Origin of the sequence: Arthrobacter sp. Y81, assembly GCF_002929335.1 — a bacterium.
Classification (GTDB): Bacteria; Actinomycetota; Actinomycetes; order Actinomycetales; family Micrococcaceae; genus Arthrobacter.
The window spans coordinates 196,048-211,925 of sequence record NZ_PJIL01000007.1 but is presented as its reverse complement, the minus strand read 5'-3'; the positions used below and the strand labels follow the sequence as shown (position 1 = coordinate 211,925).

Below are 15,878 nucleotides of genomic sequence, written 5' to 3'. Positions count from 1 at the left end.
GTTCCGCCGAAAGGCCACCCGACCGGCGGGCTAGAAGCGGGGCGGCAGCGGGCTTCCGTCCAGGGACCGTTCCTCCACCAGCTTTCCGCCCAGAATACGCTCGACGGCGGCGCGTCCAAAGACGCCCGATTCCTCGATCGTTTCGTCATCCGCACTGGGGATGTCCTGGACGTAGGTCTTGGTGGACTCGGCTTGGCGCGCAGGGGCTTTCGCCCGGCCTGCTTCGGCCTCAGGGCTGTTGGAGAGCCGCTGGTACAGGCTCTGCTTCACCGTCGCGCCGGGGGTGGCTGCCGGGGCGGGAGCTGCCTGCGCAGGGGACACGTACGCCGCCGGTGCAGGTGCAGCTGCGACGCTGCGGACATCGGGGCCTGGCATCGTGGCCGACGGGTCGGCCGCCGCTGCGGGACCGTATTGCGCGGACGGTGCCCACCCCGCAGGGGAACTGCCCGCACCGGAGAGTGCCCCTACCGGCTGACGGATCTCTGCCGGGCGCAGGGCTTCGGCGGACTGGAGCGGCGGGGTGTCCTGTGGAGTCTCGGCGGCCCGGGGGAGCTGGGCTGCAGCAGGCTCGTAGTGGGGCGTCGGGGGTTCCGGCTCAGCTGGCTGCCCGGCCATGTCCGGGTTTTCCACGGACTTGCCCACGTTCGACTCAGCACCCACGGTCCAGACGCCGGGCGCCTCTTCCATGGCGCGGGCCCACGGATCGTCGGTGGTCGTATTGCTTGTCCCGCCCGCTGGAGTGCCGCCTACGGATGACTTCTTGGCCGGTAGCTGGCTTGACTGCTGGCCGTCAGGGGCCGGACGTGCCGGTGTGCCGGCCGACGCAGGGCCGGGCTGGACCGGACGTGACTTCGCCGGAGCGGACGGCGCCCAGTCCATGGGCGGTTCCTCCTCCATCGGAGGGGCATCTTCGTCCAGGGGCGGACCCCAGTCGTCGTCGGGGTAACTGTAGGAACCGGAAACGTCGTCTTGCGACGACGGAGCAGCCGGGGCAGGCCGCAGATCCGGGTTCGCGGCGCTGGAAGCCACGGCGGTGCCAGCATCGTCGTCCGACCCTGAGCCGGCAGCGGCAGCGCGTACAGGCGCTGAGCCCGTGCCTGGTTGAGGGGCAGGGGTGTCGGAAGGTGCGGGTGCAGGCGTCCGGCCGGGAGCAGCGTCCGCTCCCGTAGCCGCAGGGGCAAGGCCCCAGGCAACGTCAGCCGACGTCGCTTGAGTTTGCCGGCCGGCGGGTGTTTTTGGGGTCGCCGGAGTTTCCCGGCTAGCGGGTGCTTTTGGGTTTGGCTCAGAGCTCGCTGAGCTGCTGGTGCCGCCGGACACCGCGTTGATCTGGCAGTCGATGCCCACGGTTTTATGGATTGCCTGGCGGAGATTTTCGGAGTGGTCTGCCCGTCCGAAGGCGCCGGCGAGTCCGGAGGTGGTGAAGGCCAGAGTGAGCACGTGGCCGTCGAACTGGCCCACCTGGGCATTCGGTTCCACGAGGGCCCAGGTGCTGCGTTTGATCTTGCTCAGGGTCTGCAGGACGTCAGGCCAGGCGCGGCGAAGGACCTCGACGTCGCCGCCGGGACCGGCCGCTGGAACCGGGCTGTCCGCCGTCGGCTGCGCCGACCGTTCGGATTGTGCCAGTGCAGGCTCCACGGGGGCCGGCTGAGCCGCCGCCGGTTGCTGAGCCGCCGGACGGGAGGGGGCCTGGCCGGACATGCCGCGATTTGCTGCTGCAGGCTCGTCAACGGGCCAGTCGGCCGTGGAGACGCGAGGCGGGGTGAGGGATTCCCGGGCAGGCGCCTCGCTGCGGGCTGCTGCAGGTTGGGCATCCGGCACGGGAGCAGGTGCCGGCGCTGCGGCAGGCGGGGCAGCCACAGATGCAGAAGCGGGTGCCGCAGAAACGGGCGCGGGAACCGCTGACGGCTGTGCTACCGGCGGTGCGGGCGTGGCGGCAGGTGCGGGTGCCGGGCCGGAAGCCGCGGCCGCCGCGGGGACGGAGGCGGGTGCCGGGGAAGTCGCAGGAGCGGCGGCCGGCGCCGGAGCCCCGACGTCGTTGCCGCCGTAGTTCAGGCGTCGCTCAACACGGTCGATCCGGGCGGCGATACCGCGTTCAGTCTGCTCAGAGCTGGGGAGGAGGATACGGGCGCACAGCAGCTCCAGGTGGAGCCGCGGCGACGTTGCGCCCGTCATCTCCGTGAGGGCGGTGTTGGTGACGTCTGCAGCGCGGGAGAGCTCGGCTGCGCCAAGGTTGTGCGCCTGGTTCTGCAGGCGCGCTATCTGGTCGGCCGGCATGCCGCGCAGGATTGACTGGGCGCTTTCAGGCATGGCCTGGACGATGATGAGGTCGCGGAAGCGTTCGAGGAGATCCTCGACGAAGCGGCGGGGATCGTGGCCGGTCTGGATGACGCGGTCCACTGCGCGGAAGACGGTAGCGGCGTCCGAGGCGGCCACGGCTTCCACGACGTCGTCCAGCAGGGACGCGTGGGTGTAGCCCAGGAGTGCCACGGCAAGTTCATAGTCCAGCCCGTTGGGGCCGGCACCGGCCATCAGCTGGTCCAGGACGGAGAGCGAGTCCCGGACCGAACCGCCACCGGCCCGGATGACCAGGGACAGCACTCCGGGGGCCACGGGAACGTTTTCCTGGTTGCAGAGCAGCTCAAGGTACGCCATGAGGGGCTCGGGCGGTACCAGCCGGAACGGATAGTGGTGGGTCCGCGAACGGATGGTGCCGATCACCTTGTCCGGCTCCGTGGTGGCGAAGATGAACTTGATGTGTTCCGGCGGCTCTTCCACGATCTTGAGCAGTGCGTTGAAGCCGGCGGATGTGACCATGTGGGCTTCGTCGATGATGAAGATCTTGTAGCGGTCCCGGACGGGGGCGTACGTGGCGCGTTCGCGAAGGTCGCGGGCGTCGTCGACGCCACCGTGGCTGGCGGCGTCGATCTCGATTACGTCGAGGGATCCCGAGCCGCCGCGGGCCAGTTCAACGCAGCTGGGGCACTTGCCGCAGGGAGTGTCTGTGGGGCCCTCGGCGCAGTTCAGGCAGCGGGCCAGGATGCGGGCCGAGGTGGTCTTTCCGCAGCCGCGCGGACCGGAGAACAGGTAGGCGTGGTTGACGCGGTTCTTTCGCAGCGCCGTCATCAGCGGCTCCGTGACATGTTCCTGCCCGATAACGTCAGCAAACGAGTCTGGACGGTATCTGCGATAAAGGGCGGTTGTAACACTCACAGAGAAAACCCTACCAATCCGGGCTGACAATTTGCCGCCCTGTGGGGGAATAGTAAAGACCCCCCATGCACCCGCCAGAGCCCATTTACCCTTGCTACCTTCCGGTCCTGGGGGAGTTCAACAGGATGACGCCACATGAGGGGCCGTCAATGAGTTTACCCGATGATTTCGTGTGCCCCGAACCGGCTGCGGAGGGCCTGTGTTCCGTCAGGAGCGGTGCCCGTTCACTTCCCAGCTCATCAGCGCCGGTTCCTCGTAGGGGTGGGCGGAACGCAGGGCAAGAACCACTGCATTGAGCAGTCCTGCCTCCACGACGCATTCGATCCTTACTTCCGGCACCTGTTCGCCTTGGCCCACCGCTCCGATGAAAGGACGGGACCCGGTGAGGGGCGTGAACCGGCCGGTGCCCGGGGCAGTGAATGCGCAGTGCGAATAGTTGCCGATCCGTCCCGCGCCGGCATCGCCCAACGCAGTAAGAACCGCCTCCGCGTGATCGGCGGGAACGTAGGTCACCAGGGCGTGGAGCGGCGTCATAGGCCCATCCTCCCAGTAACTGAAGGAACGGATAGCAGCACAACTAAGTAACGGTCCGCCGATATTCAAGTAGCAACCCTTGCTTATCATCGGCCCAAGGCGGACCATGGATATGTACACCGATTGGGGCAATCTCAACTTGAGCTCAAGGTTGTGAGCTGCAGGGCCTGGCGCGAGGGCCGGACCCGGCAGCTCAACGGTGTTCCGGAGGAGTGGGCGCATTGGGGGCGTCCATTTTGACGTTAAGGGCATTTTTCGTGGGCACTTTCTTGGCGTGACTCACGGGCGCGCCAGCCCGCGGAACCCGTGCCCGCGGGCGGCCGCTGAATGCGGTGACGTAACGCGCAATTAGGCCCAATTGGGTGATGCCGAAAAGTTCAGGTATTCTAGTATCTGCTTTTGATTCAGAAGCTACTGGAGAATTCGCCTAGCGGCCTATGGCGCACGCCTGGAACGCGTGTTGGGTTAACGCCCTCGGGGGTTCAAATCCCCCATTCTCCGCGTTTGGCCCCGGTCCTTGGACCGGGGCCTTTTTGCGTTCCGGCCCCGACTAGGCTTCAAACCCCAGCCGGCGAAGGCGCCGCCTCGCGGCCTGTTCACTTTGCCCAACCCTTCCCAGAGCCACACGGACGACGGCGAGAGCCACTTTGGTGCCGAGCCGCACCGGAAGCGGAAAGGGCCCCAGCCGCGGCGTCCGGAGTCCCAGCATGTCCCGGTATTTCGGTTCGAGGCTGGAAACAGCGGCGGCAAACAGCATCCTGTAGCCGCGACGCAGCGAAGGATGAAGCGGCGGGTTGCGGATGAACGCCACGATCTCGGCGGCCCTCTCATCGGAGCGGAGGTCGCCGTCGTCGTACCAGCTGTCCAGCTGTTGCCGCATCTCCGCTTCGCTGAGCGGGGGCGAGTCCACTCCCATCAGCCGGCCGGCCTGTGCCCACTCGCGGACGTAGGCATCCGGTCCGCCGGGGATGGGCCGGCCCCAGATTTTGTGGGCGGAGAGGAATGCGTCCGTAAACGCGATGTGCACCCACCGGAGCAGTTCGGGGTCGTTGGCTGAGTAGCTCCGGGCGACGCCATGGCCGTCCACATACTCGCCGCGCACCGACTCGTGCAGCCGCAGTACCCAGTCGGACGCCTCATGCGCCGCGTCCGTGGAGCCATAGGACACGGTGAAGATCCACCGGATGGTTCCGGCAAGCCGTCCCAAGGGATCTTCGCGGAACCGCGAGTGATCATAGACGCCGGCGAGGGCGCCCGGGTGCAGGGCCTGCATCAGGAGCGCGCGGATGCCAGCCACGATGGTTGTCATCGACCCATGGACAGCCCAGACGGCGGACCCCGGAAGGTGATATCCGGCGTCGTCGCCCTCTTCCAGCCGGGGCACCCAGCCAGGCACTGCGTCCCTGGATCCGGTAAGAGTTTGCTTGAGCTCGGCCTGCCAATCCCTGAGGACATTGCGCATGCTTTATTCTCTCGCACGCGGCCGGGAACGGAACTGCGGGCGGGTCCGCAACGCCCGGGAGCTGTGAGCAGGCTGGGAATTCTGGCCCGCAACGCCGGAATTCCGCGGGAGCGCCCGAACGGGATCAGCGTTGGGGGTTCCCAGAGGTAATGGCGCTGTGGTCCCATAGGAAACGTAAGTCCGTCGAGATTGGGGTCTGGCGGGCCTATCGCAGGAGTCAGCACGTGGGAAATCACTGGGGATATGGACACGAGGAACATCCCGCCAGGCCTTGCCTAGCCGCCGCGCGGCTACTCGGCGTCTGCGCGGCCTCGACGCTTGGCGTGATCGCTTTTGGCCTCCAAGGACCTGCCTCTGCGCCGCCGGCTGTGGTCGCTTCAGCCTCTGAACAGGCCGCAGTGGGCGGTCCGGCAATGGCATCCTCCTGGCCGAGCGCTTTCATGAAACCGCTGGGTATTGCCCCCGAAAGCATTTCTGCGAATGCCAATGCCCTGCTCTCCTTCAGCCGCAGTGATATCCGGACCACTTCCAGGAGCGGCAAGCACGAACTGAACGTTGCCTCCGACGAACTGAGGCGCCCCCCGGCCGGCTCGCTGATGGCGCCGCTCGAAGTGCTGAACGAAACCTCGGGCTTCGGCCTCCGGGTCAGCCCGTTGACCGGCACCGCGGGGGAGTTCCACTGGGGCCAGGACTTCGCGGCCGCGTGCGGCACAAGGGTCTACGCGGCCGACGCCGGTGTGGTCCGGGCCGTCGGCTGGCACCCCTGGGGCGGCGGCAACCGCGTGGAAATCGACCACGGCAACGGGCTGATCACCACCTACAACCATCTGGAAGGCATCGCCGTCAAGAAGGGGGACTCCGTCCAGGTGGGCGAAGTCATCGCGAAAGTTGGCACCACCGGTTCGTCCACGGGGTGCCATCTGCATTTCGAAACCATCCGCAACGGAGTCCATGCCAACCCGCTCGAGTGGAAGCTCCTGCCCATCAAACAGCTGGACCAGCTCGGGAACATCGACATGATCAGCTACGCACCCGGTACGAATGCCCCCGCAGGAGACCCGACGTGGGCCATCCCCGTGTCTGCAGACAACTCGCATACGGTGACGGGCGGGGAGACGGAGGCGCCCGTCCCGGGAACGCCGTCCGCGACGGCGACAGGGACGCCGTCGGCAACGGCGACGCAGACGCCGTCGTCCACCGCGACTGCGACGCCGAGCGCTTCCGCTTCCCCGACAACACCGGGGAGTCCGACGGCGACCGCCACGCAGACGCCGACGGCGACCGCGACGCCGTCTGCGACGACAACAGCTACGCCGCCGCAGACGGGATCTGCCGCGCCGACCACGCCCACTGCGACGCCGACCCCCACTCCGACGTTCGCACCGACGGTTACCTCCACGGCGGAGCCAACCGCCGAGCCAACCGCCGAGCCAACACAGGAGCCGATACAGGAGCCGGCCGGGGCCCCTGTACCGGAACCCACTGCCACGATGACCACCGAACCCGGCACCGCTCCTGAGCCCACTGACAGCCAGCCGGCACCGACCCCGACGGGCACGGCCACCCCCACGCCGTGACATAAAGCCCGGAACAAACTTTCGCGAGGGCACGAACCCGTACGCCTGGCCGTTGTCCATAAATGACAGCCGTGACCCATTTCTAAGGAAGCCCTCCGTGAATTCCCTTTACGCCATTCCGCTGACACTGAACGACGGAACGGAGACCGATTTTGGCCGTTTCAAGGGGAACGTGGTGATGGTGGTCAATGTGGCCTCCCAATGCGGCTTTACGCCCCAGTACGCCGGCCTCGAACTGCTCTACGGGAAGTTCCGGGACCAGGGTTTTGAGATCCTGGGTGTGCCCTGCAACCAGTTCGCCGGGCAGGAACCGGGAAATGACGCCGAAATCGCCGAATTCTGCCAACGCAATTTCGGCGTGACCTTCCCGCTCACCGCCAAGGCGAACGTCCGCGGCAAGGACCAGCACCCGCTCTATGCCGAGCTCACCCGGTTCAAGAACGGCCCGCTGCCCGGCCTGGTCAAATGGAACTTCGAGAAGTTCCTGGTCAACCGCGACGGCGCGGTAGTGGCGCGCTTCGCCCCCACGGTGGAGCCCGACTCACCAGAGGTCATTGCGGCCATTGAGGATGCCCTCGCCTGAGGGAAGGCCAACGATCCATCCAACGGAAGAGCCCCGGCACATTGTGCCGGGGCTTTTTTGCTCCCGCGAGGCAGCCGAGAATACATGCTTTGTTTATTAAGGCACTACAGCCGTTGACTAGTGAGCAACTTCACAGTTAGAGTTGCGGCACCCCAACGGCCGCTTGACGGCTGAGTTTGAGATCCATCCGGCCGGTTCGGTGATGGACGGCGTTGCGCGAACCGCTGCCGTCGGTCCCCGCAATGCTGATGAGGGATCAGGACCCCGCACCACGCCAGCCATCCCGGCACGCCTTCCTTTGGCGTGCCGGGATGGCTGGCGCCAATGAGAGGCAGTTCCGCCATGAAAGATTTCCGTTCCCCAGTTCTTGACCGCAGGCAAATCCTCAAGGCAGCGGCAATGGCGCCGTTTGCAGGCCTGGCATTGTCCGGCTGTGGGTCCAAGCCCGCCGACAGCGCCGCGGCCAACAAGACCGTGACCGTCACGTCCTATGGCGGTTCGTACAATGACCAGCTGACCCAGACCATCCTTGACCCGTTCGCCAAGCAGACCGGCATCCAGCCCACGTTGTTGGCCAACACCAGCCTGGCCGCGCTCAAGGCGCAGGTTCAGTCCGGCGACGTGCAGTGGGACCTGGTGGAAATCACCGCTCCCGAGTACGAAACGGCCGTGGCCGAAGGCCTGCTGGAAAAGTTCGACTACGACATCATCAGCGACAAGGGACTGCCCGGGTACGCAAAGGCCGAATACGGCATCAAGTACCTGAGCTTCCTGTTTGTCATGGCCTGGGACCAGAACGTCATCCCTGATGCCAAGGCGCCAAAAGACTGGGCCCAGTTCTTCGATCAGGACATGTACAACACCAAGCGTTCGGTCTACAACCAACTCTCCGACAGCTCCGTCCTCGAGGCGGCGCTGTTGGCGGATGGAGTCCCGTTCGACAAGATCTACCCGCTGGACGTGGACCGTGCCCTGCGCGTTCTGGGCCACCACCCGGGCAAGGACCGCCTGCTCTACCACGCAGCGAACCAGGAGCCCATCCAGCAGCTCACCTCCGGAGAGGTTTCACTCTCCACCAGCTTCAATAACCGGATCAATGCCGCCCGCACTGACGGCGCCAAACTGAACTTCTCGGCCGAGAATGCAGTGCTGGCCGGAGATTACTTTGTGGTGCCGAAGGGGGCAAAGAACAAGGAAGCGGCGTTTAAGCTGATGAACTTCATGTCCAACGATGCCGAGGCGGGAGCGGCCTTCGACAAGGTCACCAACCTGACGCTCGCCAACACGCCTGCCCTTTCCAAGTTGCCCAAGGAAATTGCCGACACGCTGCCCACCAGCCCGCGCCTCGCAGACAAGATCCTTGTCCGGGACGACAAGTGGTGGTCCCAGAACCTGAAGAAGACCGAGCAGCAGTTCAAGCTGTGGCAGGCCAGCTGACATGAGCACCGCTACTCTGCCAAGGACCCGGCCCAAAGGCCGGGATAACCCCTCGCCCGCGGGAGCGGCGCCGAAGCGCCGGAGAACCGGATGGTGGCTGCTGCTGGCACCGATCCTCGTTTTCGACGTCGTCCTGTTCCTGACGCCGCTTGGAAAGCTTGTGGCGTCCAGCTTCGCTGACAACGCCTACCAGCGGGTGCTGGAAGATCCGCTGGTCGTCCGCTCACTGGTGAACACGCTGACCATCAGCCTCGCGTCCACCCTGGTCACCGTGGCCCTGGGCTACGTCATTGCGGTGGTGCTCTGCAACGCCGGCAACGTCATGCGCGTTGTCCTCTTCGCCGTCGTACTGCTGCCCTTCTGGACCGGCATTTTGGTGAAGAACTTCGCCTGGGCCGTGCTGCTGCAGGACAACGGCATCATCAATGCCTTCCTTCGGGGCATAGGCCTGACCGACGCGCCGGTGGAACTCCTCCACAACCGGTTCGCCGTCATCGTGGGAATGGTCCACTGCCTCCTCCCGTATGCGGTGTTCCCGATCTTCTCGTCACTGACATCAATAGACGACAGACTTGGCCTGGCGGCGCGCTCCCTCGGGGCCACGGAGGCCTCCGTGTTCCGCCGGATCACGTTGCCGCTCAGCGCCCCGGGCGTCTCGGCCGCAGGCCTGCTGGTCTTCATCATCAGCACCGGTTTCTTCATTACGCCCGTGGTCATGGGCGGACCCGGCGACATGATGATCGCGAACCAGATTGACTACTACGCACGCCAACTGACGGACTTCTCCGGAGCCGCGGCCCTGGCGGTGGTCCTGACGGTCATGGTCAGCATCCTGGTGGCGGTTTACCAGCGCGTACTCAAAGCAGGAGGCCAACATGAAGACAACTAGCCCAAAGCACCGCCTGGTGGCGCTGCTTTCCCTGCCGATCTTCCTGTTTCTGGTGATCCCGACGGCGATCGTGGTGCCTGTGGCGCTCAACGACAGCCGGTACATCACCTTTCCGCCCGAAGGGCTGTCCTTCGCTGCGGTAGCGGGATTCTTTGCCGACAAGGCTTGGACCTCCGCCTTGACTGCCAGCCTCCAATCGGCCGGTATCGCCGTCGTCATCGGAGTCCTGCTAGGCGCCACCGCGGCCATCGGCATGCACGGGCGCAAGTTCACGGGCCAGCCCGCTGTGGTGGGGCTGATCCTGGCACCGATGATCGTGCCCACAGTGGTGCTGGCGCTGGCGTTCTACCAGTTCTTCATAGCCATCGGGATGGTGGGCAGCATCCTGCCGATCGGCCTGGCCCATGCCGTGATTGCCACGCCCTACGTGTACCTGACCACCCGGGCGAGTCTCGCCGGGCTGAACCCGGCCCTGGTGCGGTCAGCGCAGAGCCTCGGCGCCGGCCCGCTGTCCGTCCTCCGGCACGTGTATTTGCCGATCATGCTTCCCGGACTGATTTCCGGGGCACTGTTCGCGTTCTCGGTCTCCATTGACGAGACCGTGATGTCCCTGTTCATGCAGTCGCCGGCCGCCACCACCCTCCCCGTGAAGATGTTCACGGACATCCAGTTCAACCTGACCCCCAAGATCGCGGTCTCATCCGCCCTCCTGGTCAGCGTGGCCACCTTCGGGCTCCTCCTCCAGGTCATGTTTGTCCTGAGGCGCCGCTCTACCGCCCGGATGCTGCCGATGGCCGCACCCGCCCAAACCTAAAGGAAAAATCGATGAGCACATCAGTGATTTCCGCGCACCAGAAGCCCCAGGCCAAGCCGGCCGGCCAAGGCGCCATTGAACTCCGCCAGGTCCGGAAGAGCTACGGGGACGTCGTTGCCGTGGACCAGTTGGACCTGACCGTCCAGCCCGGGGAGTTCGTTACCCTGCTGGGCCCGAGCGGGTCCGGCAAGACCACCACCATGATGATGGTGGCGGGCTTCGAGGACCACACCTCCGGGTCCGTCCTCATCGACGGCAAACCGGTGGACACCCTGCCACCACGGGACCGTAACCTGGGCGTTGTTTTCCAGAACTATGCGCTGTTCCCGCACATGAGTGCCCTGGAAAACGTGGAATTTGCCCTCCGCATGCGCAAAGTGCCCCGCACGGAACGGCGCCAGCGCGCCGTGGATGCCCTGGACAGGGTGGGCCTGGGCAAAATGGGAGACCGTAAGCCCCGCCAGCTTTCCGGCGGGCAACAGCAACGGGTGGCGCTGGCCCGGGCGCTGGTATTCAACCCCGCCGCCCTGCTGTTGGATGAGCCCATGGCCGCCTTGGACAAGCGGCTCCGGGAGCAGATGCAGGAGGAAATCAAGACACTGCAGAAGAGCCTGGGCATCTCCGTGCTGTTCGTGACACATGACCAGGACGAGGCGATGGCAATGTCCGACCGGATCGTGGTGATGAGGGACGGGAAGATTGTCCAGTCCGGGGCGCCGGACGATGTCTACAACCACCCGCTCACGGACTGGGTGGCCAGCTTCCTCGGCGACACCAACCTGATTCCCTGCACCGTTGTAGAGCGCACCGGCGACGAGGCTGTGGTGGATCTTGGCGGACTGGGCCGCGCCCGTGTGCGCGACCGCGGGGCACAGGGTGAGAATTACGCCGTCTCCATTCGTCCCGAGCACCTCAAATTCAGCTCCGCAGCCGTGGCAGGCAACGGCTGCGCCGCAAAGCTGGTGACGTCCACGAACCTTGGCGCCACGGTGCGTCACCGGCTAACTGCCGGCGGCCATGACCTTCAGCTGCGTGAGCTGAGCTCCGACTCCGCCGCCCGTTTCGCGCCGGAGGGCGAAGTATGGGTCCGCTGGGACGCGGACAAAGCCCAGCTCCTGGTCCTGGAGTCGTAGGCCGGACCGTCTGGAAGCACTGTTTGCACGGTTTTGGAAGCACGGCGGCGGAGCGGCCTGTCCGGGTCATCCGCCGCCGTGGTCCGGCCAACTGCATAGGCGGGACCTTGGTCCCTGTTACGCACCATCTCCCAGGCCTAGACTGGCCGGACCCTCCGGCTTCCCGCAACCCTGCTGCGCGGCTTTGACGGCGCAGCATCGCAGGATGGTACGGCCGGCTCATGCCGGCCAGGGGAGGGCGCATCAGTACTTCGTGAATCACAGCAGGGCATCCGTCTGGGTGCCCGTGAAGCCAGGAGGAAAGAGATGACAGGGAACAAAGCCGTTGCCTACAAGGGACCGGGCAAAGTCGAACTGATCGACATTGACTATCCCAGCTTCGAACTCAAGGACGGCCCGGGCGTCAACCCCGCCAACGTCGGCCGTTCTGTGCGCCATGGCGTCATCCTCAAAACGGTCGCCACCAACATCTGCGGCTCCGACCAGCACATGGTGCGCGGGCGCACCACGGCGCCGCCGGACCTCGTGCTCGGCCACGAAATCACCGGCGAGGTGGTGGAAGTGGGCCCCGACGTCGAATTCATCAAAGTGGGGGACATCTGTTCCGTCCCCTTCAACATCGCCTGCGGCCGCTGCCGGAACTGCAAGGAACGCAAGACCGGAATCTGCCTCAACGTCAATCCGGACCGGCCGGGAAGCGCCTACGGCTACGTCGACATGGGCGGCTGGGTGGGCGGCCAGGCCAACTACGTCCTGGTGCCCTATGCGGACTGGAACCTGCTCAAGTTCCCGGACAAGGACCAGGCCCTCGAGAAGATCCTGGACCTGGCCATGCTTTCCGACATCTTCCCCACTGGCTTCCACGGCGCCGTCACAGCCGGCGTCGGGGTGGGGTCCACCGTCTACATTGCGGGCGCGGGCCCCGTCGGCCTCGCTGCTGCAACGAGTGCCCACCTGCTGGGTGCCGCGGCAGTGATCGTTGGCGACCTGAACGAGCAGCGGCTCGCGCAGGCACGCAGCTTCGGCTGCGAGACCGTTGACCTGACCAAGGGCGGACCGGCTGAGCAGATCGAGCAGATCCTGGGCGTTCCGGAAGTCGATTGCGGCGTTGACGCGGTGGGCTTCGAGGCACGCGGCCACGGTGCCGGAGCGCAGGAGGCCCCGGCCACGGTGCTCAACTCGCTGATGGAAATCACGGCTGCCGGCGGCGCACTGGGCATTCCGGGCCTGTATGTCACGGGAGACCCGGGCGGCGTGGACGAGGCGGCCAAGAAGGGTGCGCTCTCGATCAGCCTGGGAACGGGCTGGGCCAAGTCGCTGGGCTTCACCACCGGCCAGTGTCCGGTCATGAAGTACAACCGCCAGCTGATGATGGCCATCCTGCACGACAAGGTGCACATCGCCAGGAACGTCAATGCCAAGGCGATCAGCCTGGAGGACGCGCCCAAGGGCTACGCCGAATTCGACGCCGGTGCCGCCACGAAGTATGTGCTGAACCCGAACGGCTACCTGAGCTAGCCGCCCGGTACCTGAGTAACCACGCGCCGGCGGACACATACTGAGGCGGGTAGGTGTCCGCCGGACTACTCGTTATTACCGAATTTTCCAACATGCGTACTGGAGTTTGCACATTGTTGGCCGAATGTCTGATTGGATAGACATTACTGAGAGGGACACTGGAGGCGCCGCTTCCAACCAACCACGAAGGCAGTAATGGAGCTCATCGAGGCCGAACACCCCCGGCCGCGTCATTTTCTACTCCACCTGAGCGACCCCCACCTGTTGGGAGGTCCGGATCATCTTTATGGCGCAGTGGACAGCGAAGCCCGCCTGAAACAACTGTTTGAGGAAGTCAGAGCCTCAGGGGCGCGCCCGGAAGCCGTGATTTTCACCGGCGACCTGGCGGACCAGGGTGAACCCGAGGCATACGCAAAGCTGCGGGCCATCGTGGAGCCCGCCTGCAAGGCGATGAACGCCCAGGTCATCTGGGCCATGGGAAACCACGACGACCGTGAGAACTTCCGCACCGGGCTTCTCGACCAGACCGGAAACGATTCGCCGGTGGACCACAGCTACTTCGTCAACGGCCTGCGGGTGATCACGCTGGACACCTCGGTGCCGGGATTTCACCACGGTGAGCTCAGCGAGGCGCAGTTGGCATGGCTTGCCGCGGAGCTGGAGACGCCCGCGCCGGACGGCACCATCCTGGCGCTGCACCATCCTCCGGTGCCTTCCGTGCTGGACCTGGCTGTCCTCGTGGAGCTACGCGGCCAGGCGGCCCTGGCTGCGGTCCTGCGTAACTCTGATGTCCGCACCATCCTGGCCGGACACCTGCATTACTCCACCACAGCCAGCTTCGCCGGCATTCCCGTATCGGTGGCCTCCGCCACCTGCTACACCCAGGACCTGAACGTACCTGTGGGCGGCACCCGGCCCCGCGACGGAGGCCAGGCCTTCAACCTCGTGCACGTTTACGAGCACACGATCGTCCATTCCGTTGTTCCCGTCGGCAGCGCAGCAGCAGTGGGCGAGGTCGTGACCGCGGCCGAAACCCAGCGGCGGCTGGCAGCGGCCGGCGTCCGGATTCCGCGGAAGGCCAAAACGCAAGGGCACCCGCCCACACAGAGCATCCCCATGATCCGAGTGGGCGGCTGAGGCTGGGCAGCCCTACTTTTCCCAGGGCGCCTTGATCGGGTAGTACTTTTCGAGGAATTCCGTGACCAGGCTGGCGCGTTCCTCCGCTTCCACTTCGGGGAAGCTGCCGTCGTTGAGGCAGAAGAAGTCCATGTTGCGCTTGGACAGGAGCTTGGGCAGGTAATTGAGCCCGGCGCGGGCGGTGGTGTCCACGTACCTCACCTTTGCGGCCGTCTGGGTCACTGCCCGTCCGGTCAGCAGGGCGTAGTAGTGGTAGAAGGAATTCGTCACGGAGATGTTGTCCGCCGCACGGAACCGGCTCGCCGCTGTCTTGGCGAATTCCTGCGGGAATTCCTGCTCCATGGTGGCCGCAACGCTGCGCCGCAAGGGCGCGGCGGTGTGCTCCAGGTGGCGGGTGGTGATCCGGCCGAACCGGTCCCACAGCAGCTTCCGGTTCACCCGGGCCGCATTCTCGAACCCGCTGCGTTCGGCGTCGTTGTCGCCCAGGCCGATGCGGGTTTCTGCCTCAATGAACTTGGTGACGCCGCCCGGGGTGAAGAACATGTCCGGTCCCACCGCGCGGCCAAAGAACATATCGTCGTTCGAGTACAGGAAGTGCTCCGAGAGTCCTTCGATGTGGTGCAGCTGGCACTCCACGGCCTGCGAATTGTGCGTGGGCAGCACCGACGGGTCCGCGAAGAACTCCTCACTGCGCACAATGGTCACGGTGGGGTGGTCAGCCAGCCAGGCGGGCGCCGGGGAGTCCGTGGCGATGAAGATGCGCCGCACCCACGGAGCGAACATGTACACCGAGCGCAGGGCGTATTTCAGTTCGTCGATCTGGCGGAAGCGGGCCTCATGGTCGTCGCCCTCGCCCACCACAACGCCGGCCATCCGGGCACGCCGCGCCGCGATGTATTCCGGGGAGCTGCCGTCAACCCACGAAAACACCATGTCAATGTCGAAGCTGATGTCGCTGGCGTGGTCCGCGAACATGTTCTCGATGGTGGGCCAGGTGTGGCCGTAGCGTTCCACGGTGCCGCGCACGGCGTCGGTGGTGAGCATGGTCCGGCGGGTAAGGGAGTTTTCGATCGGCAGGATCAGCTGGTTGCCTTCGAAGCTCCACAGCTCGATCTGCACGCCGGCGGACGAACCAAACTCGAAACCGCCGTCGGGTTCCACCCGCGGACGGTAGAGCCGGAAGATGCGGGCGTGGCGGTTGATGGAGAGCTCGCCGTCGGCAACCAGCACGGAGGACTTCTTCTTGGCGTCCACGGTCATGGAGTAAACGGGCTCGTTGCGGCACGCCTCCACCAGCGCGGCCCGGAGCTTCTTCCGGTCCTTCCAGTCCAGCGCAATGACGGGCCGGTGGTTGTTGCCGCGGACCAGGAGATAGTCCAGGCCCGCATTGGCGAGGACATTGCGGATGAACAGCAGGTCCTCCACCATGGCCTGGTACGGCGTACGGGTGGAATTGATCAGCGCATAACGCCCCCGGTGGCGGACCACGTCGGGGCGATTCTTCAGCCGTGCAACAGCGGCCGGCGAAGTTACCTCGGGGTGGCTCCCGCCGTCGTCGGAAGGCTGACCTCCGTAGTAGATCTC

Annotated in this window: 12 protein-coding genes, 1 tRNA gene and 1 other RNA gene; 9 read left to right on the top strand and 5 right to left on the bottom strand. The window is 65.5% G+C overall.

Features of this window, described 5'->3' with window-relative positions; genetic code table 11:
* Positions 1-30 precede the first annotated feature (30 nt).
* The 3 genes from CXQ91_RS11725 to CXQ91_RS11715 all read right to left on the bottom strand — a co-directional run bounded on the left by CXQ91_RS11725 (position 31) and on the right by CXQ91_RS11715 (position 3,744).
* Complete coding sequence (locus tag CXQ91_RS11725) at positions 31-3,210, bottom strand: DNA polymerase III subunit gamma and tau (protein WP_104174077.1); 3,180 nt, start codon at positions 3,208-3,210, stop codon at positions 31-33.
* 51 nt (positions 3,211-3,261) lie between these two features.
* An RNA gene (gene ffs, locus CXQ91_RS11720) (signal recognition particle sRNA small type) lies at positions 3,262-3,358 on the bottom strand.
* Between the two features lie 59 nt (positions 3,359-3,417).
* Positions 3,418-3,744 (bottom strand): hypothetical protein, encoded by a 327-nt coding sequence (locus CXQ91_RS11715; protein ID WP_104174076.1) that lies wholly within the window; start codon positions 3,742-3,744, stop codon positions 3,418-3,420.
* A gap of 416 nt (positions 3,745-4,160) precedes the next feature.
* Between CXQ91_RS11715 and CXQ91_RS11710 the strand changes: the two genes are divergently transcribed.
* Positions 4,161-4,245 (top strand) — tRNA-Ser (locus CXQ91_RS11710).
* Positions 4,246-4,294: 49 nt separating this feature from the next.
* On the opposite strand, the gene CXQ91_RS11705 is transcribed toward CXQ91_RS11710, so the two are convergent.
* Positions 4,295-5,206 (bottom strand): oxygenase MpaB family protein, encoded by a 912-nt coding sequence (locus tag CXQ91_RS11705; protein WP_104174075.1) that lies wholly within the window; start codon positions 5,204-5,206, stop codon positions 4,295-4,297.
* Between the two features lie 440 nt (positions 5,207-5,646).
* On the opposite strand from CXQ91_RS11705, the gene CXQ91_RS11700 reads away from it, so the two are divergent.
* The 8 genes from CXQ91_RS11700 to CXQ91_RS11665 all read left to right on the top strand — a co-directional run bounded on the left by CXQ91_RS11700 (position 5,647) and on the right by CXQ91_RS11665 (position 14,294).
* Positions 5,647-6,783 (top strand): peptidoglycan DD-metalloendopeptidase family protein, encoded by a 1,137-nt coding sequence (locus CXQ91_RS11700; RefSeq protein WP_258073944.1) that lies wholly within the window; start codon positions 5,647-5,649, stop codon positions 6,781-6,783.
* 97 nt (positions 6,784-6,880) lie between these two features.
* The gene (locus tag CXQ91_RS11695; RefSeq protein WP_104174074.1) at positions 6,881-7,366 is read left to right on the top strand and encodes a glutathione peroxidase; all 486 of its coding nucleotides are present in this window, start codon (positions 6,881-6,883) and stop codon (positions 7,364-7,366) included.
* Positions 7,367-7,765: 399 nt separating this feature from the next.
* Positions 7,766-8,803, top strand: coding sequence for an extracellular solute-binding protein (locus CXQ91_RS11690; protein WP_181038858.1), 1,038 nt, complete (start codon positions 7,766-7,768; stop codon positions 8,801-8,803).
* 1 nt (position 8,804) lies between these two features.
* Entirely contained in the window at positions 8,805-9,692 is an 888-nt protein-coding gene (locus CXQ91_RS11685) for an ABC transporter permease (RefSeq protein WP_104174072.1), read from the top strand.
* Positions 9,679-10,506 carry an ABC transporter permease gene (locus CXQ91_RS11680; RefSeq protein WP_104174071.1) on the top strand — a complete coding sequence of 276 codons (828 nt, stop codon included), beginning with the start codon at positions 9,679-9,681 and terminating at the stop codon, positions 10,504-10,506. The genes CXQ91_RS11685 and CXQ91_RS11680 overlap by 14 nt, the downstream gene beginning before the upstream one ends.
* Before the next feature lie 11 nt (positions 10,507-10,517).
* Entirely contained in the window at positions 10,518-11,639 is a 1,122-nt protein-coding gene (locus CXQ91_RS11675) for an ABC transporter ATP-binding protein (protein ID WP_104174070.1), read from the top strand.
* A 306-nt stretch (positions 11,640-11,945) separates the two neighbouring features.
* Positions 11,946-13,157 (top strand): formaldehyde dehydrogenase, glutathione-independent, encoded by a 1,212-nt coding sequence (fdhA, locus tag CXQ91_RS11670; RefSeq protein WP_104174069.1) that lies wholly within the window; start codon positions 11,946-11,948, stop codon positions 13,155-13,157.
* 195 nt (positions 13,158-13,352) lie between these two features.
* Positions 13,353-14,294, top strand: coding sequence for a phosphodiesterase (locus CXQ91_RS11665; protein ID WP_104174068.1), 942 nt, complete (start codon positions 13,353-13,355; stop codon positions 14,292-14,294).
* A gap of 12 nt (positions 14,295-14,306) precedes the next feature.
* Here CXQ91_RS11665 and CXQ91_RS11660 read toward each other — a convergent pair whose 3' ends face one another.
* Positions 14,307-15,782 (bottom strand): stealth family protein, encoded by a 1,476-nt coding sequence (locus tag CXQ91_RS11660; RefSeq protein ID WP_374953652.1) that lies wholly within the window; start codon positions 15,780-15,782, stop codon positions 14,307-14,309.
* Between the last annotated feature and the right edge of the window lie 96 nt (positions 15,783-15,878).